General features: G+C 49.7%; 24 protein-coding genes. 21 read left to right on the top strand and 3 right to left on the bottom strand.

All coding sequences use genetic code 11. From position 1 onward, the window contains the following. Positions 1–103: 103 nt before the first annotated feature. The gene (locus tag ACM5Q9_RS11925) at positions 104–655 is read left to right on the top strand and encodes a TRAP transporter small permease (protein WP_418144966.1); all 552 of its coding nucleotides are present in this window, start codon (positions 104–106) and stop codon (positions 653–655) included. Next, positions 652–1,929 carry a TRAP transporter large permease gene (locus ACM5Q9_RS11920; protein ID WP_418144965.1) on the top strand — a complete coding sequence of 426 codons (1,278 nt, stop codon included), beginning with the start codon at positions 652–654 and terminating at the stop codon, positions 1,927–1,929. The genes ACM5Q9_RS11925 and ACM5Q9_RS11920 overlap by 4 nt, the downstream gene beginning before the upstream one ends. Before the next feature lie 129 nt (positions 1,930–2,058). On the opposite strand, the gene ACM5Q9_RS11915 is transcribed toward ACM5Q9_RS11920, so the two are convergent. Continuing rightward, the gene (locus ACM5Q9_RS11915) at positions 2,059–2,583 is read right to left on the bottom strand and encodes a cytochrome b (protein ID WP_418144964.1); all 525 of its coding nucleotides are present in this window, start codon (positions 2,581–2,583) and stop codon (positions 2,059–2,061) included. 269 nt (positions 2,584–2,852) lie between these two features. Here ACM5Q9_RS11915 and ACM5Q9_RS11910 point away from each other — a divergent pair, with 269 nt between their 5' ends. The 15 genes from ACM5Q9_RS11910 (at position 2,853) to ACM5Q9_RS11840 (ending at position 18,438) form a co-directional block, all read left to right on the top strand. Further along, complete coding sequence (locus ACM5Q9_RS11910; protein WP_418144963.1) at positions 2,853–3,863, top strand: amidohydrolase family protein; 1,011 nt, start codon at positions 2,853–2,855, stop codon at positions 3,861–3,863. Positions 3,864–3,889: 26 nt separating this feature from the next. Continuing rightward, entirely contained in the window at positions 3,890–5,224 is a 1,335-nt protein-coding gene (locus ACM5Q9_RS11905; RefSeq protein WP_418144962.1) for an amidohydrolase family protein, read from the top strand. A 55-nt stretch (positions 5,225–5,279) separates the two neighbouring features. Continuing rightward, on the top strand, positions 5,280–6,347 hold the full coding sequence (gene dctP, locus ACM5Q9_RS11900; protein WP_418144961.1) for a TRAP transporter substrate-binding protein DctP: 1,068 nt from the start codon (positions 5,280–5,282) through the stop codon (positions 6,345–6,347). Between the two features lie 53 nt (positions 6,348–6,400). Next, on the top strand, positions 6,401–6,943 hold the full coding sequence (locus ACM5Q9_RS11895; RefSeq protein WP_418144960.1) for a TRAP transporter small permease subunit: 543 nt from the start codon (positions 6,401–6,403) through the stop codon (positions 6,941–6,943). Positions 6,944–6,966: 23 nt separating this feature from the next. Next, a complete protein-coding gene (locus tag ACM5Q9_RS11890) occupies positions 6,967–8,256 on the top strand; it encodes a TRAP transporter large permease (protein ID WP_418144959.1) in 1,290 nt (429 codons plus the stop codon). A gap of 10 nt (positions 8,257–8,266) precedes the next feature. Further along, positions 8,267–8,824 carry a nuclear transport factor 2 family protein gene (locus ACM5Q9_RS11885; protein ID WP_418144958.1) on the top strand — a complete coding sequence of 186 codons (558 nt, stop codon included), beginning with the start codon at positions 8,267–8,269 and terminating at the stop codon, positions 8,822–8,824. Positions 8,825–8,858: 34 nt separating this feature from the next. Continuing rightward, positions 8,859–10,004, top strand: a complete 1,146-nt coding sequence (locus tag ACM5Q9_RS11880; protein WP_418144957.1) for an aromatic ring-hydroxylating oxygenase subunit alpha — start codon at positions 8,859–8,861, stop codon at positions 10,002–10,004. Positions 10,005–10,012: 8 nt separating this feature from the next. After that, entirely contained in the window at positions 10,013–10,327 is a 315-nt protein-coding gene (locus tag ACM5Q9_RS11875) for an NIPSNAP family protein (protein ID WP_418144956.1), read from the top strand. Between the two features lie 27 nt (positions 10,328–10,354). Further along, on the top strand, positions 10,355–11,134 hold the full coding sequence (locus ACM5Q9_RS11870; protein WP_418144955.1) for an SDR family oxidoreductase: 780 nt from the start codon (positions 10,355–10,357) through the stop codon (positions 11,132–11,134). A 54-nt stretch (positions 11,135–11,188) separates the two neighbouring features. Next, on the top strand, positions 11,189–11,698 hold the full coding sequence (locus ACM5Q9_RS11865) for a MarR family winged helix-turn-helix transcriptional regulator (protein WP_418144954.1): 510 nt from the start codon (positions 11,189–11,191) through the stop codon (positions 11,696–11,698). Between the two features lie 62 nt (positions 11,699–11,760). Beyond that, on the top strand, positions 11,761–13,203 hold the full coding sequence (gabD, locus tag ACM5Q9_RS11860) for an NADP-dependent succinate-semialdehyde dehydrogenase (protein ID WP_418144953.1): 1,443 nt from the start codon (positions 11,761–11,763) through the stop codon (positions 13,201–13,203). 70 nt (positions 13,204–13,273) lie between these two features. Further along, complete coding sequence (locus ACM5Q9_RS11855) at positions 13,274–15,865, top strand: cation-translocating P-type ATPase (RefSeq protein ID WP_418144952.1); 2,592 nt, start codon at positions 13,274–13,276, stop codon at positions 15,863–15,865. A 61-nt stretch (positions 15,866–15,926) separates the two neighbouring features. After that, positions 15,927–16,523, top strand: a complete 597-nt coding sequence (locus ACM5Q9_RS11850; RefSeq protein ID WP_418144951.1) for a hypothetical protein — start codon at positions 15,927–15,929, stop codon at positions 16,521–16,523. 240 nt (positions 16,524–16,763) lie between these two features. After that, positions 16,764–17,282 carry a lipocalin family protein gene (locus ACM5Q9_RS11845; RefSeq protein WP_418144950.1) on the top strand — a complete coding sequence of 173 codons (519 nt, stop codon included), beginning with the start codon at positions 16,764–16,766 and terminating at the stop codon, positions 17,280–17,282. Between the two features lie 298 nt (positions 17,283–17,580). After that, entirely contained in the window at positions 17,581–18,438 is an 858-nt protein-coding gene (locus ACM5Q9_RS11840; protein WP_418144949.1) for a LysR substrate-binding domain-containing protein, read from the top strand. Positions 18,439–18,559: 121 nt separating this feature from the next. Here ACM5Q9_RS11840 and ACM5Q9_RS11835 read toward each other — a convergent pair whose 3' ends face one another. Then, complete coding sequence (locus ACM5Q9_RS11835; RefSeq protein WP_418144948.1) at positions 18,560–20,152, bottom strand: rhodanese-like domain-containing protein; 1,593 nt, start codon at positions 20,150–20,152, stop codon at positions 18,560–18,562. A 57-nt stretch (positions 20,153–20,209) separates the two neighbouring features. Next, on the bottom strand, positions 20,210–20,746 hold the full coding sequence (locus ACM5Q9_RS11830) for a hypothetical protein (protein ID WP_418145028.1): 537 nt from the start codon (positions 20,744–20,746) through the stop codon (positions 20,210–20,212). A gap of 259 nt (positions 20,747–21,005) precedes the next feature. Here ACM5Q9_RS11830 and ACM5Q9_RS11825 point away from each other — a divergent pair, with 259 nt between their 5' ends. From ACM5Q9_RS11825 to ACM5Q9_RS11810, 4 genes are all read left to right on the top strand, one after another. Further along, positions 21,006–21,275 (top strand): hypothetical protein, encoded by a 270-nt coding sequence (locus ACM5Q9_RS11825; RefSeq protein ID WP_418144947.1) that lies wholly within the window; start codon positions 21,006–21,008, stop codon positions 21,273–21,275. 120 nt (positions 21,276–21,395) lie between these two features. Beyond that, positions 21,396–22,025: a hypothetical protein gene (locus ACM5Q9_RS11820; RefSeq protein ID WP_418144946.1), complete on the top strand. Its 630-nt coding sequence runs from the start codon at positions 21,396–21,398 to the stop codon at positions 22,023–22,025. Positions 22,026–22,238: 213 nt separating this feature from the next. Then, on the top strand, positions 22,239–23,288 hold the full coding sequence (locus ACM5Q9_RS11815; RefSeq protein WP_418144945.1) for an NAD(P)-dependent alcohol dehydrogenase: 1,050 nt from the start codon (positions 22,239–22,241) through the stop codon (positions 23,286–23,288). Positions 23,289–23,348: 60 nt separating this feature from the next. Beyond that, positions 23,349–24,125, top strand: coding sequence for a tyrosine-protein phosphatase (locus ACM5Q9_RS11810; protein ID WP_418144944.1), 777 nt, complete (start codon positions 23,349–23,351; stop codon positions 24,123–24,125). Position 24,126: the final 1 nt, after the last annotated feature.

Here is a 24,126-nt window from a genome sequence, read left to right as displayed (position 1 = left end):
TGTTGTGTTTAATAGAGACGTCTGTAATCAGCCATTTATTTTGCATTGAAGGGATACCGACGAAAAGGCCCTTTTCTTATTTCTAAAAACATGGAGTACAACCATGAATGTCCGCTGGTTTCATCGACTTGAAGAAGGGTTGATTGCTTTTTTGCTGGCAGCAATGACGCTGGTGACTTTTGCTCAGGTCATTGCGCGGTACATATTCAATTACAGTTTCGTCTGGGCGCTTGAGTTGTCCATTTTCCTTTTTGCCGGGTTAATCTTTTTGGGCCTTGCCTATGGGGTGCGGGTGAATGCCCATATCGGGGTGGATGCCTTGATCAAAATCCTGCCTAAAAAAACTGCGCATGTGGTGGGGATTATTGCCTGCCTGCTTTGTCTTGCTTATACCGTTATTGTTTTTTACGGCGCCTGGGTCTATGTGGACAAAATGTACATGATCGGCATTCTTGCACAGGATATCCCCATTCCTCAATGGGTACCAAGGCTTGTGCTTCCCATCGGGTTTGCCATGCTCTTCATTCGCTTTGCCGAAGTGCTGTTTCATATGCTGCGCGGGCACCGTAGCCAGTTGCTGGGTGATGAGGCTGAAGACGCGCTTAAACATCGCAATGATGATGACTATTCCGATAACCAGCAGGAGCGCAAATGACCACTATCGCACTTTTTGTCATGCTGTTCGTGTTCATGTTCATAGGCATGCCTGTAGCGGTGGCTCTTGGGCTTTCTTCCATCCTTACCATCCTGTTTTTCGGTACAGACTCGCTGGCTTCGCTGTCTCTTAAAATGTATGAGACATCCGAACATTTCACACTGATGGCCATCCCGTTTTTCGTGCTGGCAGGCGCCTTCATGACAACAGGGGGCGTGGCCCGTCGAATGATCCGATTTGCCAATGCTTCGGTGGGGCACTTGCATGGCGGTCTGGCGATTGCCTCGGTCCTGGCCTGCTGTCTGTTTGCTGCGGTTTCCGGCTCTTCTCCGGCAACGGTGGTTGCCGTGGGTTCTATTGTTATTGCCGGCATGGTACGTGCCGGATATTCGCAGCCGTTTGCCGCTGGTGTGGTTTGTAATGCAGGTACACTGGGTATCTTGATTCCACCGTCCATTGTGATGGTGGTGTATGGTGCGGCCACCGAAACCTCGGTGGGGGCATTGTTTATGGCGGGCGTCATACCGGGCCTCACCCTGGGTTTGCTGCTCATGATTGCCATTTATATCATTGCCCGTATCAAGAAATTTCCCCTGCAACCCAGGGCGTCATCCAAAGAGCTCTTGGCGGCGGGGCGGGATTCGATTTGGGGGCTGGCTTTGGTCTTCATTATCCTGGGCGGTATCTACGGCGGGGTTTTCACGCCAACCGAAGCTGCGGCAGTATCGGCGGTATATGCTTTTGTTGTGGCCGTTTTCGTTTATCGTGATATTGGCTTAAAGCAAGTACCCGGGGTTTTGCTGGATGCCTCCAAGGTAACGATCATGTTGATGTTCATTATTGTTAACGCATTGCTGTTTGCTCACGTGTTAACGACTGAACGCATTCCGCAAATCATTGCCGAACAGATCATTGCCTGGGACATGGCCGCCTGGCAGTTTCTGATCGTCGTCAATATTCTGCTGTTGATTGCCGGCATGTTTATGGAACCCACCGGTATTATTTTGATCCTTGCGCCTATCCTGTTTCCGATCGCCATGGAGCTGGGTATAGACCCGGTTCATTTGGGCATTATTATGGTGGTTAACCTGGAAATTGGTCTGGTAACACCGCCTATTGGCTTGAATCTGTTTGTGACGGCAGGCATTACAAAAATGACAATTGGCCAAGTGATGAGAGCTGCCTCACCATGGCTGATTTTGTTGCTGGGCTTCCTGGTGTTTGTGACATATGTACCGGCCATCTCGCTGTGGCTGCCAAAACTGCTTGGGTAAGGTTCTGGCCGGCAGATGCCGGAAAGGCACAAAGGTGAAATTTTGTCACGCATAAGCCGTCATGAATGACTCCTCCAGCCTGCTGGATTTGATAGCAGAAGGCTGGGGGTCTTTTTTATTTTGTTTGTTTTAACGCGTCATGCGTTTAAGCGTATCGTCACGTAAAATAAAATGATGGTAAAACGCCGCACCTATGTGACCAATTACCAGCAAAAGAAACAGCACGGCCACGGGCGCGTGCAGGCTGCCCACAGAGGCCATCCAGGCGATACCGGTTTCGCTTCTTGCGATTAATTGCATGCCAAAAACCTTGAGCCCGTAACCTTTGCCAACCATATAGAAAATACCCAGAACCGGTAGCAGCAGCATGACAAGATACAGCAGGAAATGACCGATTCTGGCCAGTGGTGCCATTGGGCCGCTTAATTTCGGGCGATTTGCAGACTGTTTGATTGCCCAGTACACACGCAAAATCCCCAAAATGAGGATCAGAAAACCGATGGAAATATGCCATGGCACCAGGGTTTGGCCTACCCAGTGTTCGCCTTCATTAATAAGGTCGCCTATTTTCAGGAATTGCCAGACAATCAGTATGGCCATTCCCCAGTGAAACCATCGGGACAAACTGCCGTAACGTTCGGGTGTATCGCTCATTGTTCACTCCTTGGGTCGTGGAAGGGGTTGGAAACACGGTATTAACAAGTTGCGGATGAATGGGGACTGGTATGTTTTTACAGATTACCATGAATTAACGGGCTGAAAAAAAACACATTTTTATAGCTAGGTATAAATACCAATATGGTGATGTTGTCTTTTAATCAATAATTTGTATCGACTACGATATTATCGATATCGATAGAATAAATTAAAAATACATTCACGTGTGTATGTGAATAAATTGCGCAGGCAGTGAGGAAGACAAAATGAATCAGCAGGAAGGATTGAAGCACGCTTCAGTCATTGATATGCATGCCCATATCGTATTGGCTGAAACCATGGGAGCAGCAGGGGAGTATGGTCCATTCCTGGGGAAAAACCCGGATAATACGCCTTATTTTCAAATAGGAAAAACATACCGCCTGAATGGTGTGAAGTATGAAGGCAGTCCCTTCATGGATGTGGATTGCCGTCTTGAAAAAATGGCAGAAAGCGGCATTGATTACCAAGTGCTTTCTCCTAATCCGCTTACCTATTTTCATTTTATTCCTGCTCAGGAAGCCATCCGGTTTTGCCGGATTCACAATGATGCGGTGGCTCGTCTGGTTAATAACAACAGTCAAAAACTGGGAGCCTTTGCCGCATTGCCAATGCAAGATCCCAAAGCAGCCAGCGAGGAGTTGAAACGCGCCGTTAATGAATTAAACCTGATGGGGGCCGCTTTTGGCACAGACATGCCGTTGCGTTTGCATGATCCTGCCCTGGATATTGTGTATAAAACCGCGGCTGAACTGGGTGTCCCCCTTTATATTCACCCGGGCCCGGCAGGCATTGATGGTCCGGAAGGGGATCCGGTGTTACGCCATTTTGAACTGGATATTGTGGCAGGGTTTACCTGTCAGGAAACGCTTGCCATCGGATCCCTGGTGTATGGCGGCGTCTTGGAGCGGCACGAAAACCTTAAGATCTGCGTTAGCCACGGTGGAGGTGCGGTGGCCATGACCAGTTACCGGATGGCGCAGGCGGCACGCAAGCGACCCTGGTCACCGGCATCGCTAAGGGATAAAGGCAATTTTGAAGCCATGCTCAAACGGCTTTGGGTGGACACGCATATTGGGCATCCCAAGGCGATAGAGCTTTTATCCGAAACATTTGGTGCCGATCATTTGGTTTACGGCACCAACTTTGCCGGTTGGGATATGCCTGACAATCTGGACAGTCATGCACTTCCTGATTTTCTGGCAGACAACGCCCGCAAATTGCTTTGCCGGACCTGAACAGGCACTGATATCAAGAGAGTAATATGGTAATGCATTTATACATTCATGGTGGACAGGTCATTGATGGGACCGGTGAGGTACCTTTTGCCGCTTCTGTTCTTGTGCGTGATGACAAAATTGTGGCGGTTGGGCAGGAAGCTGATCAGCAGGTGATGCATCTGGATCAGGTCAAACGGATTGATGCCAGTGGTTTGACCGTTATGCCGGGGCTTATTGATTCACATTGCCATTTGAGCTTTGATGACGCCTCTTCGAATCTTGAGATTTTTCATCAACGGCGCAATGCCCTGTCGGCATTGGTTGCCTCGTATAACGCCAAAAAAGTGCTGCGTGCCGGGGTGACTTCAATTCTTGATCCCGATTCGGTATTTGCCAACTCGCTTGATCTTCGTGATGCCATCAATGCCGGTTATGTGGAAGGTCCGCGTATGGCCTGTGGTGCTTATGCCTTAATCACCGGTGTGGGTGGAACCGCCGGCAATTTAATCGCCGATGAGGGTGTGACCGGTTATTACCGTGTGGTGCATGGGGAAAATGAAATTATCAGGGAAGTGCGTCGCCAGATAAAAGAGGGGGTGGACTGGATCAAGGTACATGTTTCAGGCGTAGTGCCACATTATGCCCACCTGGGTGAGCGTTGCAGCTGGAGCCAGAAGGAACTGGATTTGGTGTGTGAGGTTGCGCATGACATGGGTGTCCCGGTGATGGGGCATTGCCGGGGGGCAGAAGCGGTCAAACGTGCCGTCAAGGCTGATTTTGACATGCTGTTCCATGCGACCGGCATGGATGAGGAGGCCGTTAAGGCGGTGATTGACAAACGCATACCGGTCTGTCCATCGTTAACATTCCAGGCCAATATCGCTGATTTTGGTGCGCAAATTGGTACCAGCCAGGCCTTGATCGACTTGTTCAAGAATGAGATTCAGGAATCGGTCGAGCCAATGAAACGCCTGATTGCTGCCGGTGTTCCTTTGATTTGTGGCAGTGAAAGCGGTTTTACCGCTGTGCCTTACGGAGATTGGCATCATCGGGAAATGGAGGTTTTTGTCAAATATTTTGGCATGACGCCCTTGCAGGCCATTCGTAGCGCAACCGCAGACAATGCTTTCGCCATGAAAATGTCCGGTGAGCTGGGCCTGATCAAGCCCGGCTGCTATGCCGACATATTGTGTATCGAGGGCGACCCATCACAGCAAATTTCCCTGTTGGGTGAAACCCGGCTTATTCACCATGTGATCAAGAATGGCCAACAGCTTGATCTTTCTCCATTACCCGCGCATACGCGTTTGTCTGGATGGCATATTCCCACTATGGGGCAGCGGATTAGCAAAAGCGCGGTCATGCCGGCATTCAATTGATTTTGCAGTTTCAAGACATTAATACAGACTTAAACCAATTATCAAAGAGACAAATATGAAACCTATCAGTACACTTTTGATGGCATCCGCTTTATCGCTTACTCTGGCTTGTACCGCACAGGCACAATCCATTGATACGAAAAAATTTGCCGTGGTCGGAACATGGGGGCAGCTTGACCACTGGAAAAGGGAAGACAAATTCTGGAACCAGACATTGCCTGCTGTTTCAGGGGGCAAGTTGACGGCCAATGCCAAGCCATTGACCGAACTGGGTATGGACGGCCAGAAGATCATGCGTGACCTGAGAGCAGGCGCCTTCGATTTCGCCCATGGGGTTTTTCTTTATGTTTCCAGTGACAGTCCTGTCATTGAAGGGGGGGACCTGTCGGGGGTGTCGCCTGATCTGGCAACATTCCGCAAAACCATGAACGCCTATCTTCCGGTGCTGAACAAAGAGTTTGAACAAAAGTTCAACTCTAAAATACTCATGCTGTATGCCTTTGATGAAACCAATATGCAATGCAAGTTGCCGGAAAACACGCCGTCTGAAGTGGGTCTGGATGTATTCAAGAACCTGAAAATCAGAAGTTTTGGTGCCTCGATTTCTGACTTCATTTCGGAATCGCTGGATGCCGTGCCGGTTCCGGTCGCTTTTGGTGAGGTGCTGCAAAGCCTGCAGAAAAACACCATCGATTGCGGTGTTTCGGGCGTTCGCTCTGCCTATGATGCCAAGTGGTGGCAGGTGGCCACACATAATGTGAACCTGTCATTGGGGTACACCGCTTCATTCCTGGCCGTTAACAAAAAAGTCTGGGACAAGCTGTCTCCAGATACGCAAAAATTGATTGAAAGTGAAGTGGCCAAACTGGAAGAGGAAATGTGGCAGGCAACGGCCAGGAATAACGAGCAAGGCCTCAATTGCATTACTTCTGGTTCATGTGATACCGAAAATGGCAATATGAAACTGGTCAGGCTGACAGATGAGGCGCAAAAAGCGCTGAAGCAGTCAATCAATGACAAGGTGGTGCGCAATTGGGCAAGTCGATGCAAAACCAGAAGCGCCACTTGCGTGGATGACTGGAACAGCACAGTAGGTGAAGTGGTAGGCATGCGTGCAGAATAAACAGGCATGATGTGGCTGATGAGTCAGCGCCGATGTCTTCTGGAGTAAGAGATATGTTGTCAGATATATACCGTTTCCTGCATCGGATTTCCCGGTTCGGTGTGTGGATTTGTGGTGGCGGTTTTTTATTGATTTCGATAGGCGTGTTCATTGAGGTTTTGATGCGCTATCTGTTTCAAACAAAATTCAGCGGTTCGGGTGAACTGGCCGGTTATATTTTTGCCATCTCAACAACATGGGGGTTTTCATATTGCCTGTTTGAAAAAACCCATGTACGGATCGACTTTGCCTATCAACATATGCCCAAACCCCTTCAGGGGGTCATGGACTGGCTCTCCCTGTTAAGCCTGCTGGTTTTTTCGGTCTTATTGGCCAGCAAGGCCTGGATGACTTTCATGGAGTCCATTGAGTTTTCATCCATGTCGACCAGTGCCTTGCAGACGCCTTTATGGATTCCGCAACTGGCATGGGCCGTTGGATTCATCATGTTTGCCCTGAATGCCGCCTTTCTGGTGGTTTATACGGGTTTGTTACTGCTGGCTGGCGACAGGCAGGCCGCTGCAAAAGTGGCTTCCATTCCATCAACTCATGAGTAATTGGTAAATACAGGAACATCATCATGGTTTTTTTACTCATCGTCGCCGTTTTGCTTGTTTTGGTTTTCATGAGCATACCCGTGGCGTCTGTGCTGGGGTTGCTGACAATGTGGCTCGATCAGGCATACACTGACGGACGCATGTCGTTGACGTTTGGCGGTTTTATCTGGGATGCCAGCACTCAATTCATCCTGATCTCGGTACCTTTGTTCATCTTGCTGGGTGAAATCGTTCTGCGTGCCGGTTTGGCTGAAAAAATGTATATGGCCGTGTCCAAATGGCTGTCGTGGCTGCCTGGTGGCCTGATGCATGCCAATATCGGCTCCTCGGCCATTTTTGCAGCTACTTCCGGCTCCAGCGTGGCAACCGCCGCCACCATAGGTACCGTGGCGTATCCTGAAATTGGCAAACGGGGTTATAAAGAGTCCCTATTTCTGGGGTCTATCGCTGCCGGTGGTACCTTGGGTATTCTCATTCCCCCCTCGGTGGTGCTGATTGTATATGGTGTGTTAACACAGACTTCCATCCCCGAGCTTTATCTGGCCGGTATTTTGCCAGGTTTGTTGCTGGTGGTGTTGTTTTCACTGGTGATCATTGTGGCCTGCCTGATCAACCCTTCTTATTCCGGACAGAAACAGTCAAGCACATGGGCGGAAAAAATGACGGTGCTGCTTGATCTGGTACGGCCGCTGATTCTGTTTCTGGGGGTGGTTGGCTCTATTTATGCCGGTATTGCCACACCTACCGAAGCGGCATCCTTTGGCGTGGTGTTTGCGTTGTTACTGGCCTGGTGGGAAAAGAAACTGACTGTCCCGATGTTGCTGGCCTGTTTTGAAAATACGGTCAAAACAACCGCCATGATCATGCTGATCATCTTTGCCGCCATGCTGCTGAATGTGGTGATTGGGTATATGGGGGTCATCCAGTCAGCAACCGAATTCATCAAGACATTGAATCTGACTTCCCTGGAAACCCTAGTGATCCTGGTGGTTTTTTACCTGATCCTGGGCATGTTCATGGAAACCTTTTCAATGATGCTGACGACCATCGGACTGGTTTTCCCCTTGATGACCTCATTGGGCTTTGATCCGGTCTGGTTCGGGATTGTGTTAACGATCTTGATGGAAATTGCGCTCATTACGCCACCGATCGGGGTCAATCTTTTTGTGGTGCAGGGGATCCGGAAAAATGGCGGCGCTTTTAACGATGTCTGCGTGGGGTCCATTCCTTTTGTATTAATGATGCTGCTTCTTATTGTGCTGGTAACCATCTTTCCCCAGATAATTCTTTGGTTGCCCAACAAATTTTATTAATGGAAAAAAAATGACTGATATTGCCAGCCTGGTTAAAAGAATAGATCGCCTGGAGTCCCGTAACGCCATTGTTGAATTGGGTACGCGTTATGCCATGGCCTGTGATGAACATGATATGCCTGCATTGCTTTCCCTGTTCACCGAAGATGCCGTATTTGACTCGCCCAGTGGTGTCATGAAGGCCCATGGAAAGGGGGCCATCGAGGCCATGTTTATTAACATGTTTAAAATTCGGGGCCCTGCCTATCACTGGACACATGATCATATTGTTGAATTTGATGGTGATGATCCCGATAGGGCAACGGGTATTGTGTTAAGCCATGCAGAGACTTCGCCGGATGGCCAAGGAAGCATGGCAGCGATGAAATATGAAGATGTTTATGCAAGAGTAAATGGACAGTGGAAATACGCCAGAAGAAGCATTCATTTTCTGTATTACACCCCCATCAGCGAATATGGCCAGATCCTGAATCGAAAGGATCGGCTTGTGGTGGGCGGGAAGCGTTTGCCAGCAGACTATCCCGAATCATTGCCCAGTTGGCAGGAATTTAAAAAAAGCCATGCCTGATAAGCACGGTTTTACTGGAAATAAGGAAAGGATCATGGAAACAAGAATGGAAAAAATTGAGCTGGCCAGACGGGCCCTGGCGCATTTTGACACGAAAGGAACTGATCAGGCCGCCAGCACCCTTGAGTTGCCCGTTACCTTGTATAGCGATGTTGAGCGTTTTCAGAGAGAAAAACAGGCTATTTTCATGGAACTGCCCCTGGCATTGGCAATGAGTATCGAGCTGCCTGAGCCTGGCAGCTATAAGGCCATGACCGTGATGGATAAGCCCGTTTTGCTCTCACGTGATGAGAACGGTCAGGTGCATGCGTTCATTAATGCCTGTCGTCATCGTGGGGCACCGGTATGTCAGGAGGGTAAAGGACAGGGCAAACGGTTTGTTTGCCCCTATCATGCCTGGCAATATGGTCTTGATGGCCAACTGAAAGGCATTTACGGCTCCAATACGTTTGGGGATGTGAGTCCGGCGACACATTCACTGACCGAATTACCCTGTGCCGAGCAAAGTGGTTTGATCTGGGTTTGCCTGACCCCGGGTAAAGTGTTTGATATTGATGAGTGGCTGCAAGACTTTAAAGAACAGCTGGATGGACTGCAGTTAAACAACTGGCAGATTTACGAGCAACGCTGGCTGGATGGCCCCGGCTGGAAAGTGGCCTGGGACGGTTATCTTGAGGCCTATCATCACAATACCTTGCATGCCAACACGGTTGGACGCTACACGATTGGCAACTTAATGCTGCATGACACGTATGGCCCCCACCAGCGCCTGGTCTTTGCCAGACGTACGCTGGCGGAAATGAAAGCGCAGGAAGAAAAAGACTGGGATCCCGATTTGCACTTGCGGCAAATCCATTCGGTTTTTCCAAACCTTTCCATCTCGGGTGTGCTGGGTGACCATTGTCTGGTCAGTCATGTTTTTCCCGGGGCAACGCCCGAAACAACCCGAACCCTGCAAACGGTCCTGGTGGCCAAAGCACCCGTGACCGAAGAAGAAAAAAACAAATCCGAGGCCTTTAGTGCAACCGTGTTGCAGGCGGTGCAGCAGGAAGATTATCCTATGGGGTATAAAATCCAGCAGGGGCTGCCGGCAGGGGGCAACCGTGTCTTTACGATTGGCCGTAATGAGCCTGCGATTCAGCATTACCATAAATGGGTCAAACATTTTGCCGGTGAATAGGGGGAAGCATGTTTATAGAGCAAAGAACTTATACTTTCAAAGCTGGCACGGTGCCGCAATTTATGGCCTTGTATGAAGAAGAGGGGTTGGCTATCCAGAAGTCAATATTGGGCAATATGGTGGGCTATTTCACTTCTGAATTCGGTACCCTGAACCAGACCGTGCACTTGTGGCAATATCAAAATTTTGAAGACAGGGCCGCCAGGCGGGCTGCCTTGGCGGCCAATGAGCAATGGCAGGCATTTTTTGCCAAGGTGGCCCCGATGTTGATCAGCCAGGAAAGCAAAATCCTGCAGCCGACTTCATTTTCACCAATCAAGTAAATAGTTTGGAATTAAAGGATTGTAACAATGGATCTTGGTATTGCAGGGAAAAAGGCACTGGTATGCGGTGCCAGCAAAGGCCTGGGTTTTGCCTGTGCCCAGGCACTTGCCAAGGAAGGTGTTGATGTTATCCTGGTGGCCCGCACGGAAAGCATCTTGAGGCAGGCCGTTGCCACGCTTCAGGCAACGGCCGGGGGCAGGGTTGATTATGTGGTGGCTGATGTTACTACCGCAGAAGGTCGTGAACGTGTTTTGCAGGCCTGCAGCCGTCCCGATATTCTGGTCACCAATGCAGCAGGTCCGCCACCGGGAAATTTTCGGGAATGGTCGATCGATGACTGGTCGCGTGCCCTCAATGACAACATGCTCAGCTCAATCGAGCTGATTCGCATGACCATCGATGGCATGATCCAGAACCGCTTTGGCCGTATCGTGAACATAACATCCAGTGCGGTGAAAGCACCCATTCCCGCACTGGGGTTGTCCAATGGCGCCAGGGCGGGCCTGACCGGTTTTGTGGCGGGCCTGGCTCGTGAGGTTGTTAAGCATAATGTCACCGTCAACAATCTGTTGCCCGGTTTTTTTGATACGGACAGATTACGCAATACGCTGGATTATTTGGCAAAACAGGCATCCACGACGCTTGAGGACTATCGTCAGCAGCATCAACAAACCATACCGGCTCTTCGCTACGGCAAGCCGGAAGAGTTTGGTATGATGTGCGCATCAATGTGTAGCGCCCATGCAGGATATTTAACGGGACAAAACATTCTTCTTGATGGCGGCTTCTACCCTGGCACATTTTAACGCTGACCATGCGTTGTTTGCCACAATGCCATGAATACCTTCATTGGGACGATAATGGATATTACAAACAATAAATCATCAGACAGGCTGGATTCACGGCTTTCGTATCTTTTCCATTTGATTGGTGCCCGTTTTCTGCAGATCGGCAACCGGCATTTCCGTCATTTGGGGCTTAACCACTATTCAGCCAGAATGCTGGTTATCCTGATGGATAACGGGGAAATGAAAACGGGTGATCTGGTTAGCCGGCTTGGCCTGCCGCAATCCACCATTTCAACGCAATTGCAGGTACTGAACAAACGTAAACTGATCAAGCGCAAGCGTTCTGAAAAAGACAATCGTTCGGTGATGGTTGAACTGACCAAAGAAGGACATGAACTGGCGGTGGATTGCAATCATTTGAGCCAAACCGTGCAGGATTATCTGGTTGGTCATTTCGAAGAAAAAGAGTTACTGAGAAATGTCCAGTTTCTTGAAAAAATCAATAAACTGCTGGGTGAGCTTGAGAATCAGGATCTTTACGAGTTCAAGAAAAACGAACATAACAATGGTGTATCTGATTGAGAACTGAATTATTATCTGAATAGTGCGTTTTCGGTTTTACCAGTCGACTCAAGGTTTCTATTATGCAAAATACAGGTTTATTTCATCAGCAGGCTTACATCAATGGTCAATGGCTGGATGCCGATTCAGGTCAGGTACAAACCATTCTGAACCCGGCCACTGCTGAGGTACTGGGTACGGTTCCAATTATGGGTGCGGCTGAAACCAGGCTGGCTATTGAAGCGGCCAATAATGCCTTGCCGGCCTGGCGGGCAAAAACCGCCAAGGAACGTTCGCAATTATTGCGTAAATGGTTTGAGCTGATGATTGAGCATCAGGATGAATTGGCCCGTTTGATGACGCTGGAGCAGGGCAAGCCCCTGGCAGAAGCCAAAGGGGAAATCCTGTATGCCGCTTCGTTTGTGGAATGGTTTTCGGAAGAGGCCAAACGGGTTTATGGCGATGTGATTCCCGGGCCACAGGCCAACAAGCGTGTGATTGTGGTTAAACAGCCGGTGGGCGTTACCGCAGCGATTACCCCCTGGAACTTCCCGTCTTCCATGATTACCCGCAAAGCGGCACCGGCCCTGGCCGCCGGATGCACCATGGTGCTGAAGCCGGCACCGCAAACCCCGTATTCCGCGCTGGCCTTGGCAGAGCTGGCGGAACGTGCGGGTGTTCCTGCCGGTGTGTTTAATGTAGTAACGGGTGATGCCATTGCTATTGGTGCAGAGCTTACCGGCAACCCGATTGTGCGCAAACTGTCTTTCACTGGTTCTACCCAGGTGGGCCGTTTATTAATGGCCCAGTGCGCGAATGATGTCAAGAAAGTTTCGCTAGAGCTGGGTGGTAACGCACCGTTTATTGTTTTTGAAGACGCTGATCTTGATGCCGCTGTTCAGGGCGCGATTATTTCAAAGTTTCGCAATAACGGCCAAACTTGCGTGTGTGCAAACCGCCTGTATGTGCACGATAAGGTTTACGATGCTTTTGTACAGAAATTGACTGCTGCGGTAGCGGGTTTCAAAGTGGGCAATGGCATGGAAGCGGAAACCACCATGGGTCCTTTGATTGATGAAAATGCGCTGGCCAAGGTCAAGTCACACATTGCTGATGCCCTGGAGAAAGGTGCCCGTATTGTGACCGGCGGTAAACCCCATGCGCTGGGCGGCACTTTCTTTGAACCTACCGTGATGGTTGATGTGCCAGTTAATGCGGTTGTTGCCAAGGAAGAAACGTTTGGTCCCCTGGCACCCGTCTTCCGTTTTCATCATGAAGAAGAGGCTATTGCCTACGCCAATGACACGGAGTATGGCTTGGCCGCCTATTTTTACACGCGGGATATCAGCCGCGTGTTCAGGGTTGCCGAAGCGCTTGAGTATGGCATGGTGGGTATCAATTCGGGTGCTATTTCTACCGAAGTGGCCCCCTTTGGTGGCATGAAAGCATCGGGCCTGGGACGTGAAGGATCCAAATACGGCATCGAGGAATACATCGAGATTAAATACCTGAGTTTGGATATTTAAGCGTTTTGTTTTGCAATGCTGCGGTGCTATGATCGTATAGATCAAATTTTCCTGCAAGGAATCAAGTGCCGTGGCAACGAAAAATGAAAATCATCTTCATGGACTAAGTACTCACAAGGCCGTTGAACGGCTGCGTTTGGAAGGTCCTAACGAATTGCCACGTGCAGGCAAACGATCAATTTTTCGTATTGCCCTGGAAGTCTTGCGAGAGCCTATGCTCTTGCTGTTGTTGGTTGGCGGATTTGTCTACCTATTGCTGGGAGACCGTACTGAAGCCAGTATCCTGCTTGCTTTTGCCAGCTTCTCGGTTGCCATTACGGTAATCCAGGAAACCCGCACTGAACGTGTGCTTGAAGCATTACGCGATTTGTCTTCCCCGCGTGCGCTGGTGATTCGTGATGGAGAGCGCATTCGCATTGCCGGTCGTGAAGTTGTTCGTGACGACTTGCTTATCCTGGAGCAAGGGGACCGTATCGCTGCCGATGCCATATTGCTTGACGCCATCGACTTGCAGACTGACGAATCACTGCTTACCGGAGAGTCCCTGCCGGTTGGCAAGAAGGCCTCAACGTTTACCAATAACACACAAGAGCACAAGGATCCGCGTCCGGGTGGTGAAGACCAGCCCTATGTTTATTCCGGTTCGCTGGTTGTGCGTGGCAGCGGGATTGCCCGTGTTCTGGCAACCGGCCCGCATACCGAAATTGGCAAAATCGGCCAGTCGCTTGCCGAACTTGATACCGAAGCACCCCGCCTGAAGCGTGAAACGGGCCGGATTGTCACATGGTGTGCAATGGGGGGCAGTCTGGTGGCCTTGCTGGTGGTGCTGCTTTATGGCTTGTCGCGCGGCGAGTGGCTAGAGGCAATGCTGGCTGGCATTGCTGTTGGCATGTCCATGCTTCCCGAAGAGTTTCCGGTTGTACTGACGGTATTCATGGCGATGGGTGCCTGGCGGATAGGCAAGGTGGGTGTGCTTACCCGAAGGGCAGCTGCCATTGAAACCTTGGGTTCGGCAACGGTACTGTGCACTGATAAAACCGGTACCCTTACAGAAAATCGCATGGCACTTGTACAAGTTTGGCTGCCATCGGGCGAAACAGGGATTCTGGATGGGAAAGCGGCCTTATCTGATGGCCACTACAAGCTGATTGAAACAGCAATGCTGGCCAGTGCCGCAGAGCCGGTTGATCCAATGGAAATTGCTATGCATCGCGCTCATGGGATGGGCAAGGTCACAGAGAAACAGACTGCTGCATTGGTATATAACTATGGATTGCGCCCAGAGCTGTTGGCCATGTCCAATATCTGGGACGATAACGGAACCCTGAAAATCTGTGCGAAAGGTGCGCCTGAAGCGATTGCTGGACTGTGTCGGCTTTCTTCTGAAGAAATCGCGCAAATGAAGGCGGCCGCTGAAGAAATGGCCAGGCGTGGCATACGCGTGCTGGCGGTTGCTACCGCGACGGCTACCGATCGTAACTGGGCTGAATCCCAACGGGCTTATGCATATACATTAGAAGGTCTGGTTGGGTTTGTTGATCCAATACGAGCCAGTGTGCCCGGTGCGATTGCCGAATGTCGGCGTGCCGGTATCCGGGTGGTCATGATTACCGGAGACTACGAGGTAACGGCACGTTCTATTTCCATGCAGGCAGGCATTCCTGATGGCGATGTATTAACCGGCAGCGATCTTGAAAAGATGACGGACGAACAGCTTGAGCAACGCCTGAAAACCGTCACCGTATTTGCACGGATCATGCCAGAACAAAAACTGCGTATTGTCCAGGCGTTCAAAACCGAGGGTGAGATTGTAGCTATGACTGGAGATGGCGTTAATGATGCGCCATCACTCAAGGCGGCGCATATTGGTGTTGCCATGGGCAAGCGGGGAACCGATGTGGCGCGTGAGGCTTCCGCCATGGTACTGCTTGACGATGATTTCGGCTCTATCATTCAGTCGGTTCGGCTGGGGCGGCGAATCTACGATAACATGCGCAAGGCGATGGCCTTCATTTTTGCGGTTCATGTGCCGATTGCCGGGTTGGCGCTGTTCCCTTTGTTCTTTGGTTATCCAATCTTGCTGGGGCCAATTCATATTGCATTGCTTGAAATGGTCATCGACCCGGTGTGTACACTGGTATTTGAAGCGGAGCGCGAAGAGGATGATGCCATGCAACGCCCGCCACGTGATCCGTCTGAACATATGTTCTCGATTCCCATGGTTGTATGGAGCGTCTTTCAGGGTGGTGTTGCCTTTGCGATGCTGGCTGGCGTTTTTCTTTATAAAACGGCGTCTGGCATGCCCGAGGTTGAAGCGCGTGCCTTGGTCTTCTTTGCACTGATCGCCCAGATCATGGCGCTGATTCTGGTCAATCGCTCATTCACTGCATCGTTAAGGGAGGCCTTTGCCCGAAAGAATATGGCACTGGTGTATGTTGTCCTGATTGTGGCGGGCGTTACCGCATTAATCCTGTTCTTGCCTGCTGCACAGGAGTTGTTGAAGTTTGGCATGATTACCTGGGAAGATATGGTGCTGGCGCTGGGCTTGGGTGTTGTGCTGTTACTGCTGCTAGAGGGCTGTAAGCCCATTATCCAGAGAATTTCCTTGGGCCAAGGTAAACTGGCTGAAAAAAGCAACAGGAATAACTTTACATCCCCATAGAATAATCGCTAAGCTGCTTTATCTAATGTGGAAGTAAATCAATATTTGCCCGGAGCAATGGATGATAGACCTGTCTTCCCCACTGAAAGCCGATACGTTTACCCATGTCCGGATAGTTGTCGGCATGATTACCGGCTTATGCATGACCCGTTTGCTGAACGGGTTAAGCCGTTTTGTCCAGCAACCCAATAAAGATCATGTGTTTTTTGTGCACATTGGCTGGACGTTCTTTCTGTTGCTGGATATGGTCAATTTCTGGTGGTTTCAGATTCGGCTGGCCAATACGGTAACCTGGAACTTTGGGCTTTACCTGTTCATTCTTTTCTATGCCTCGCTTTACTTCTTTACCTGCACCATTCTATACCCCGACAAAATAGACAATATCAACAGAATGGATGACTACTTCCTCTCCAGGCGGGCCTGGTTTTTTGGCTTGCTGATTGCACTTAACCTTACGGATTTGTTGGATACCACCTTGAAAGGAACCAATTACTTGCTTTCCTTGGGGCTGCCCTATGTTTTGCATATCAGTGTTTTTGTGGTGTTGTGCGGCTTTGCCATACGCAGCAAGCAACTCGGGTTTCATAGAGGTTTTGCTGCGTTTGCCATTATTGAAGAAGCCATCTGGGCGGTATACGCTTACAGTTCTATTGTCTAGCTATGTCATTCCGGTCCACTTGAAATTTAATCCAATCCAGTATTACCGGCGGAAATCACAAGTATCCGTTTACGGATTTATGCATATCATTGACTTCGGCTATCAAGGGATATATTCTGATTGTTGAACGCCCCTTTCTATTGCTTTGTATGGCAGAAGGGGACGGTGGCCTGGTTTTATCAGTATTGACCAGCGCGTGTAAGCGTTCCACTTGCACATCAATCCAGGGAGTTTGGCCAAATGCGCTATTTTTTTGTTTGTTTGTTCTTGTTTTTAACCGGTTGTACTGGCATACCTAAAGGGATAGAGCCAGTCCAGAACTTTGATTACCAGCGTTATCTGGGTAAATGGTATGAAATTGCACGCCTTGATCATTCCTTTGAGCGCGGATTGCAGCAAGTAAGCGCCGAATATACAATGCGTGACGATGGCGGCATCAAGGTTATTAATCGTGGCTTTAATACGGCCAAAAATCAATGGAAAGAAGCCGAAGGCAAGGCCTACTTTGTGGAAGATAGCAAGCAGGGTTATTTGAAAGTGTCGTTCTTTGGGCCTTTCTACGGCTCTTATGTAATTTTTGATTTAGGCAAAAATTATGAGTATTCATTGATCACCAGCCACAACAAGGACTTTTTATGGCTGTTGTCCAGGACGCCAACCATTGATGAAAACCTTAAAAAAGAGCTGATCGCTAAAATGGACAGCTTGGGATTCAACACCAAAAACCTTATTTTTGTAGATCAATCCGCACAAAAATAAACCAGCAATAGTAGGTGGATAGTGAAGTAATGGAATTGGCAGCTTAGGCTGCCAATTTTTTTTGACCTGTATAAAATGGTGCTTTGCCCATTGAGTTACTTAATGCCCTCAGCAAGGCTTAATGAAAAAAAACTAAGAAATCGCCTTTTTGTATATTAATTATTTCCAGTGTGTATTCTTAATGATAGATATATCCAGCTGAATAAACCAATTCCAATTCTTTGTTAACATCTTGGGCATACTAATTACTTAGTGCTGTTTCTTTTATTTCAAGCCGCTTTTTATATGGGCATTCACTATGAATAACCTGGATCTGGGTTTATTGCGAACTCTGGTAACCGTTGAAAAAACCAATACTTTTTCGGGGGCGGCAGAGGCGCTGTTTAAAACGCAGTCAGCGGTTAGCCAGCAAATGCAAAGGCTGGAAGAGCAGATGGGTTATCCCTTGTTCCAAAAACGTGGCCGGCACAGGGAGCTTACCCAGCAAGGCAAGCAATTGGCCGAGTATGCCCGCCGCCTGCTGGCTATTAATGATGAAGTGCTGCGCACGGTGGGACGTCAGCAAATGGAAGGGCATATCCGCTTCGGGGCAACCTTTGATGTGGCGGATACGATTCTGCCCATTGTGCTCACGCATATTGCCCGCTATGCCCCCAAGGTGAAACTGGACATACAGGTTGACCGCAGTCCAGCCTTAATGGCTTTGCTGGCCTCGGGTAATATAGACATGGCTATTTCTACCCGTGATGCACCTGGGCTGAACAGCTTTGTAGTGCGTACCTCGCCCACGGTCTGGATATGCGCGGCTGATTTTTCTTACAACCGTCATTCAACATTACCTTTGATTTTGGCCGATGAACCCAGTATATTCCGGCGACTGGCCTTAACCGCGCTAGCGCAGCATCAAATTGACTGGCGTATTAACTATCTTGCCCCTTCTTTGGCGGGTATCAAGGCCGCAGTGCGTGCAGGCCTGGGTGTGACGGCCCGTAGCGTTGAATTTTTGGGGCCGGACATGCGGGTATTGGCCGAGCAGGAAGGATTGCCACCCTTGCCTTTGATGACCTATCGCTTACTGACGCGACAAGACACGATTAACCCGCTAACGTTGGGCATTTTTGAAATGCTGAAGGCACAGTTCGAAAACACAAACTGAACTGGATAAGAATGGCAACCTTACGGGTTGATCACGCTTTGCACGGCCGTTGCGGGAGACCACTCGACATTCTGGGGGAATGAAGTTACCCTGCGTTTGCTGTTTAACGATGCTTAGCGCTTTAAAAAAATCTAAAAGTCGCCCGCTCTTGCTCATCTATTTGAGAAACAAGATTGGTTTCCCATTCCAGGTATTTTCTGGCGGCTTCCTTGTTGCCGTTATGCCGGTCATGCACAAAAAACAGGAAATCAATGCACGCTGCATCGGGGGGCTGTTCACTGTCATGTTCCAGCGGCAAACCGGATGACTCGAAGAAGTCCTCATCAATAACGGCAAATTGGATATTCTGGTAGTCCGCGTCTTCCAAGTCACGGGCCAAGAGCATGGTTTTTTCCGCTTCGCTGCCAAGCAATAAAATGCAAGCCTGAGGATGATCGGGTGCGTGTTCCATCAAGGTTGGGCGAATCACCCAGAAGCTGTTTTTCAAGTGGCAAGCTCGAAACTGCATGCTGGGCCTGGCATCAAGGACGATGGCCTGCGGATGCTGTTTGATGAAGTCAACCGCTGCAGCCGCAGAAATCTGGCGAGCATGACTTAGGGAAACAAGCGTCGTGGGCAGCGTGGGTAATGTGGCTAGCTTGTCAGTTTCGGCAAGCAGGTAAACTTCCCAGCCAAGCTGCTTAAGCCAGCTGGCCACCACGGGGGCACGGATCTGGTCGAAATCAGCTAAAACAATGCGGGCTTTTCTTACCCCGATGTATTCATCGGTTGCCTGAACCAGTTGTCCGCCTGGGGTATGCCGTATCAGTGCGGGCAGCTGGCTTGCTTGATGCTCTTGTTCGGTACGGATATCACACAAAAACGTGTTGCGATCAGCCTCTTGCAGCCACAGCAAAACCTGCTCGAAAGAAACATGGCTAAGGCCAAAGCGCCGGGCAAGATTGCTTGCGCGTTCTTTTAATAGCGGTAGCAAGGACGGGTTGATATGTTCTGGATACAGGCGGTTGGCCTGGCGTTCCAGTTCATACCCCGACAAATACCAACCCTGGGTGCCGTTTTCCAGTGCATAAATCTTGTTGGGTAAGCCAAGGTTGATCAGGGTTTGTGCGCCAATAATGCTGCGGGTGCGGCCAGCGCAGTTGATCACGATAGTTGTATCAGGATCATCGGCAATCTGGCTGGCACGCAGGGCAAGCTCACCGTTGGGGCAGCAGATTGAGCCGGGAATATTCATTTTCCGGTATTCAGGAACGGGCCGCCCGTCCAGAATGACCAGATTGCCATTGGCAAACTGGATCATTTCCTGTAATTGGCTGGCTGAAACACTGGGTGTGTGGCAGGCATGTTCGGCCAGTTCGCCAAATGTTTTGCTAGGTAAGTTAACACCGGCAAAAGTGGAAAACCCGGCTGCCTGCCATGCCTGGATACCGCCTTGCAGTACATGAATATGGCGGTAGCCAAGGTTTTGCAAGGCCGTAGCGGCAGCCATTACGGTTTGATGGCCGGCATTGCTGCCTTCGCCATAAATAACGATGCGTGTATTCGGGTTGGGAACCAGTTTTTTTGCCCGCAACTCCAGCACGCTATAGGGTAAAGAGACCGCGAAGAACAGGTGGTTTTCTCCGTACTGGCCGTGTTCACGGATATCCAGAATGGCAATTTCATGTTCATCATGAATCCAGCTTTTCAGCTGTTTGGCATCAATCTCTTTCATGGATTGGGGCGTGGCAGATTTTAAGGGCGGGCAATTTGGCATAGTCAACATGTGGCCCTAGCGGGTTTTCACACCAATGTCCATGATCTTGCAGGTATTGTTTTCCACATCAAAAGCCAGTCTTTCCGTTAAGGTTTCCAGTGCCTTGCCGTACATATGCAGGTGGCGGATCTGGCTGTCTTCAATTCTTACCGCGTGGATGTCGTTTCGCATAAGCGCAATGCCTTGACCAGGGCCAATACTTTGCATGCCCGTTTGAACGATGGTTGCCTTGCCTGGCGTGCTGCCATCATCGGTGCGTTCGTACAGGTAGTTGCTTTCCGTGCCTTCCACCGCGGCAATGCAGGCCCATGTTGTATGGTTGTGTGGGACGATTTTTTTGCCGGGTTTCATGACATTCAAGTACAGCGACAGGCTGTTATCGGGTTCTGAATGAATCAGGTAGCGGGCTTGCAGTTCTTCGCCCTCTGGTGCGGGGTAATCGGCTTCAGACCACCAGTTTGTATTGGCGGCCAGTTGAATTAGCGCGTCGCGTACGGCGTCCAGTCCTTTGCGGTTGGGTTCAGGTGTTGTTTGCTGTTTGGCAAGCGCCATAAATTCGTTAATGGCGTTTTGCTTGCCGATGTTGCTTTCCATCAATTTTCTCCTTTGATTTTCTGTAAGTATAGAGATATCAGGCAGCATGGACTAATTAAAATTTTTTGTTAACATATTAGGAATGCTAATGGGTTGGTGCTTTTCTTTCTATTTCAAGCCGCTTTTTATATTGGTATTCGCTATTAAAAACAGGGGCCCGGGTTTGTTGCGAACATGGGTAACAATCTAAAAAACTAATACATTTTCAGGGGGTATCTTGATTGACCTTGATGGCCATTATTATCATGGCAGGCACACTGGCGATAGGTTGTCTTTACCTAACCATGCATGCAAGCGTAAAGCCATTTCAGCACTGATTGCCGCTTTTCCATTCAGTAATTTGGATAAGGTTACCCGGTTAATGCCCAATCTGGGATGTTTTTATCAAACGAAGGAGGGCAGCCGTTGGCTGCACCTGAAAGAAATGAACAAATTAGGGATGACTGAATTGAAGATATTTCGATTTCCACGTCACAAGAACAATTAAAATTTCTGACGGATAACCGGCGCTCTCACCGTGTTGCGTCCTGGGCTTACCAACAGGCCATGGATAACAATTACTTGCTTTGGGAGGGTGGGAAAAACATCCGTTTTCAAAGGTGCCATTATGAAACTTGAACGATTTGAACGCCTGCGTAAGGCGCAAAAGGCTTATCACCGCCGCTGTAAATGGGTGATGAAAAATGGCATATATGTGATCCATTCCTATGATGAAAAAAAACCGGATGACTTGTCATGGTGGGATGATGCCGGGTTTATTCTGGGAGACCGACGCGTGATGGTCTGGTGGCAGCATCCGCGCTTTGTTTATGCCGATGCGCTTGATGAGCAGGCCCGCCAGGAAGCCGGTCATTCACCATTAAATGGACAGTGTTTTGAGGATGGCATCCCCAACCATAAACCGGTTGGTCGCTCTCGTAAAAAAATCATCAGCTATACCGTATCCCTAGGCACGGATGAAACCCGACAATATTATGACAGGCTGGATACGATCAAGCAGCGACTGCAAAAAGAGGGGATGGATTTTATCGTGAAACCCCGTTGGCAACGTGAATGTCTTTCATGGGCGACTGGGGTAGATCTGGTGGCGCCGCTGGAAGTGCGTAATGAAACCGAACTTAAAAACGTAATCGATCTTGCAAACCGCCTGCTTCGGGGACAAACCACGCTTGAACACGAATTTCCGGGGTATGCCTATGGCAGGGAACAGTGGCTGCAAGAGCAGGATAAACGCTAATACACTCTCCACCTAAACACCAAAGTTGTCGCAAGATTTGAATGTTAAAAAAATAGTAGATAGGAATGAATATGTTTTCTTTGGATGCCAATGGGCAAACAAGCAGTCAGTTTTACCCTTTGAACATATGATTTATGTGGGTGAGTTTTTGGACAGCGCCTGATTATATAATCTGAAAACAGTCCTGTTATGACACTATCAAGGAGTATTGCAATGGATGTAAAAGCTTATGGTGCCCGGGCGGGTGATCTGCCCCTTGAGTCTATGGATATTACCCGGCGTCAGCCGGGGGCGCACGATGTACAGATTGATATTGCCTTTTGTGGTGTATGTCATTCCGATATTCACCAGGTTCGCGCCGAGTGGGCAGGCACCTTGTATCCCTGCGTACCGGGTCATGAGATTGTTGGCCGGGTATTGGCAGTGGGCGAGCATGTATCCGGTTTCAAGAAGGGCGATCTGGTTGGGGTGGGCTGTATTGTTGACAGTTGCCAGCATTGCCCAGATTGCAACGAAGGTCTGGAAAATTTCTGTGATCATATGGTGGGCACGTATAACAGTCCCACGCCCGATGCGCCGGGACATACCCTTGGCGGTTATGCCCAGCAGATTGTGGTGCATGAGCGGTATGTGCTGCGTATCCGTCACCCGGAAAACCAGTTGGCTGCCGTAGCCCCCTTGCTATGTGCAGGCATTACGACTTACTCTCCATTACGCCACTGGAAAGTGGGGCCCGGGCAGAAAGTGGGTGTGGTGGGTATTGGCGGGTTGGGACACATGGGCATTAAACTGGCCCATGCCATGGGCGCCCATGTGGTTGCGTTCACAACTTCGGAGTCCAAGCGTGCCGAAGCCAAAAAGCTGGGGGCCGATGAGGTGGTGGTTTCCCGTAACCCTGATGAAATGGCAGCCCATGTCATGAGTCTTGACTTCATTCTTAACACGGTTGCCGCTCCGCATGATCTGGATCCTTTCTTTGCATTGCTTAAGCGGGATGGCACGATGACATTGGTGGGGGCACCATCATCACCGCATCCTTCACCCAATGTGTTCAGTCTAATCATGAAAAGGCGAAGCCTTGCCGGATCGTTGATTGGCGGGATTCCTGAAACCCAGGAAATGCTGGACTTCTGCGCCGAGCATGGCATTGTGGCGGATATCGAAATGATTCGGGTAGACCAGATCAACGAGGCTTATGAGCGCATGCTCAAGGGTGATGTCAAGTACCGTTTTGTGATTGATAACGCGACATTGGCAGCGTGATCATCGTTTAACACATGGAGCTTTACGTGAATTCAAATCAGGGATGACTGAATACGATATATGAACACACGCACTATTCCTTCCAACTTCAGAGACATTGGCGGGCATGCCACAGCCAACGGAACGGCCGTAATTCCTGGTCGTATATTCCGGTCGAGTCAACTTGCAAACATACCGGAGGAGTCGGTTCGATGGCTTGAGGGGCTGGGCATACGGTTCGTTTACGACTTTCGTACGGCCGCAGAAAGGGAACGATCCCCCGACGTCCCTATGCCAGGCGCTCAAAGCGTATGGCTCGATGTGCTCAGTGATGACTCGGGTTCGATAGCGGCGATGATGCAACTTGTGCTGCAGGATCCTCGCAAGTTCGGTCAGGATATGACACCAGACAAGGTGCAGACGCTGTACAGAACCATTTACGGGAATTTGATTAGCCTGCCCAGCGCATGTAAAGCTTACGGTGCCTTCTTCTCCTCTTTGCTGAGGGATCCTGACATACCGCGTGTCTTTCACTGCACCGCAGGCAAAGACCGAACCGGTTGGGCTGCGGCGATGCTGTTGTTATTGCTGGGTGTTCACCGTGATGATGTTTTGGCAGACTACCTGGCGAGTAATGAGCAATTGCTTCAGGGATATTCTTCAATCATGGAAGCGTTTGTTGCATCAGGCGGTGATCGGGCCGTTGTGGAAAACCTGTTACTGGTGCGACCGGAATATCTGGAGGCTGGATTCGCTTCTCTAAAGCGCACCTACGGAAACATCTCGGACTATTTTTCTCGAGGCTTGGGAATTGCTCCAAAGGAACAAGTCAATCTGATTTCGACTTATACAAGCTAGG

This window comes from Advenella sp. RU8 (assembly GCF_048381675.1).
Classification (GTDB): domain Bacteria; phylum Pseudomonadota; class Gammaproteobacteria; order Burkholderiales; family Burkholderiaceae_B; genus Advenella.
Note: the sequence above shows the minus strand (reverse complement) of the source record. Positions and strands in the feature narration are given on the sequence as shown.

Coding starts and splice junctions, on each gene's coding strand:
- ACM5Q9_RS11925 (WP_418144966.1), top strand. CDS start 104: ATGAATGTCCGCTGGTTTCATCGACTTGAAGAAGGGTTGATTGCTTTT.
- ACM5Q9_RS11920 (WP_418144965.1), top strand. CDS start 652: ATGACCACTATCGCACTTTTTGTCATGCTGTTCGTGTTCATGTTCATA.
- ACM5Q9_RS11915 (WP_418144964.1), bottom strand. CDS start 2,583: ATGAGCGATACACCCGAACGTTACGGCAGTTTGTCCCGATGGTTTCAC.
- ACM5Q9_RS11910 (WP_418144963.1), top strand. CDS start 2,853: ATGAATCAGCAGGAAGGATTGAAGCACGCTTCAGTCATTGATATGCAT.
- ACM5Q9_RS11905 (WP_418144962.1), top strand. CDS start 3,890: ATGGTAATGCATTTATACATTCATGGTGGACAGGTCATTGATGGGACC.
- dctP (WP_418144961.1), top strand. CDS start 5,280: ATGAAACCTATCAGTACACTTTTGATGGCATCCGCTTTATCGCTTACT.
- ACM5Q9_RS11895 (WP_418144960.1), top strand. CDS start 6,401: ATGTTGTCAGATATATACCGTTTCCTGCATCGGATTTCCCGGTTCGGT.
- ACM5Q9_RS11890 (WP_418144959.1), top strand. CDS start 6,967: ATGGTTTTTTTACTCATCGTCGCCGTTTTGCTTGTTTTGGTTTTCATG.
- ACM5Q9_RS11885 (WP_418144958.1), top strand. CDS start 8,267: ATGACTGATATTGCCAGCCTGGTTAAAAGAATAGATCGCCTGGAGTCC.
- ACM5Q9_RS11880 (WP_418144957.1), top strand. CDS start 8,859: ATGGAAACAAGAATGGAAAAAATTGAGCTGGCCAGACGGGCCCTGGCG.
- ACM5Q9_RS11875 (WP_418144956.1), top strand. CDS start 10,013: ATGTTTATAGAGCAAAGAACTTATACTTTCAAAGCTGGCACGGTGCCG.
- ACM5Q9_RS11870 (WP_418144955.1), top strand. CDS start 10,355: ATGGATCTTGGTATTGCAGGGAAAAAGGCACTGGTATGCGGTGCCAGC.
- ACM5Q9_RS11865 (WP_418144954.1), top strand. CDS start 11,189: ATGGATATTACAAACAATAAATCATCAGACAGGCTGGATTCACGGCTT.
- gabD (WP_418144953.1), top strand. CDS start 11,761: ATGCAAAATACAGGTTTATTTCATCAGCAGGCTTACATCAATGGTCAA.
- ACM5Q9_RS11850 (WP_418144951.1), top strand. CDS start 15,927: ATGATAGACCTGTCTTCCCCACTGAAAGCCGATACGTTTACCCATGTC.
- ACM5Q9_RS11845 (WP_418144950.1), top strand. CDS start 16,764: ATGCGCTATTTTTTTGTTTGTTTGTTCTTGTTTTTAACCGGTTGTACT.
- ACM5Q9_RS11840 (WP_418144949.1), top strand. CDS start 17,581: ATGAATAACCTGGATCTGGGTTTATTGCGAACTCTGGTAACCGTTGAA.
- ACM5Q9_RS11835 (WP_418144948.1), bottom strand. CDS start 20,152: ATGAAAGAGATTGATGCCAAACAGCTGAAAAGCTGGATTCATGATGAA.
- ACM5Q9_RS11830 (WP_418145028.1), bottom strand. CDS start 20,746: ATGGCGCTTGCCAAACAGCAAACAACACCTGAACCCAACCGCAAAGGA.
- ACM5Q9_RS11820 (WP_418144946.1), top strand. CDS start 21,396: ATGAAACTTGAACGATTTGAACGCCTGCGTAAGGCGCAAAAGGCTTAT.
- ACM5Q9_RS11815 (WP_418144945.1), top strand. CDS start 22,239: ATGGATGTAAAAGCTTATGGTGCCCGGGCGGGTGATCTGCCCCTTGAG.
- ACM5Q9_RS11810 (WP_418144944.1), top strand. CDS start 23,349: ATGAACACACGCACTATTCCTTCCAACTTCAGAGACATTGGCGGGCAT.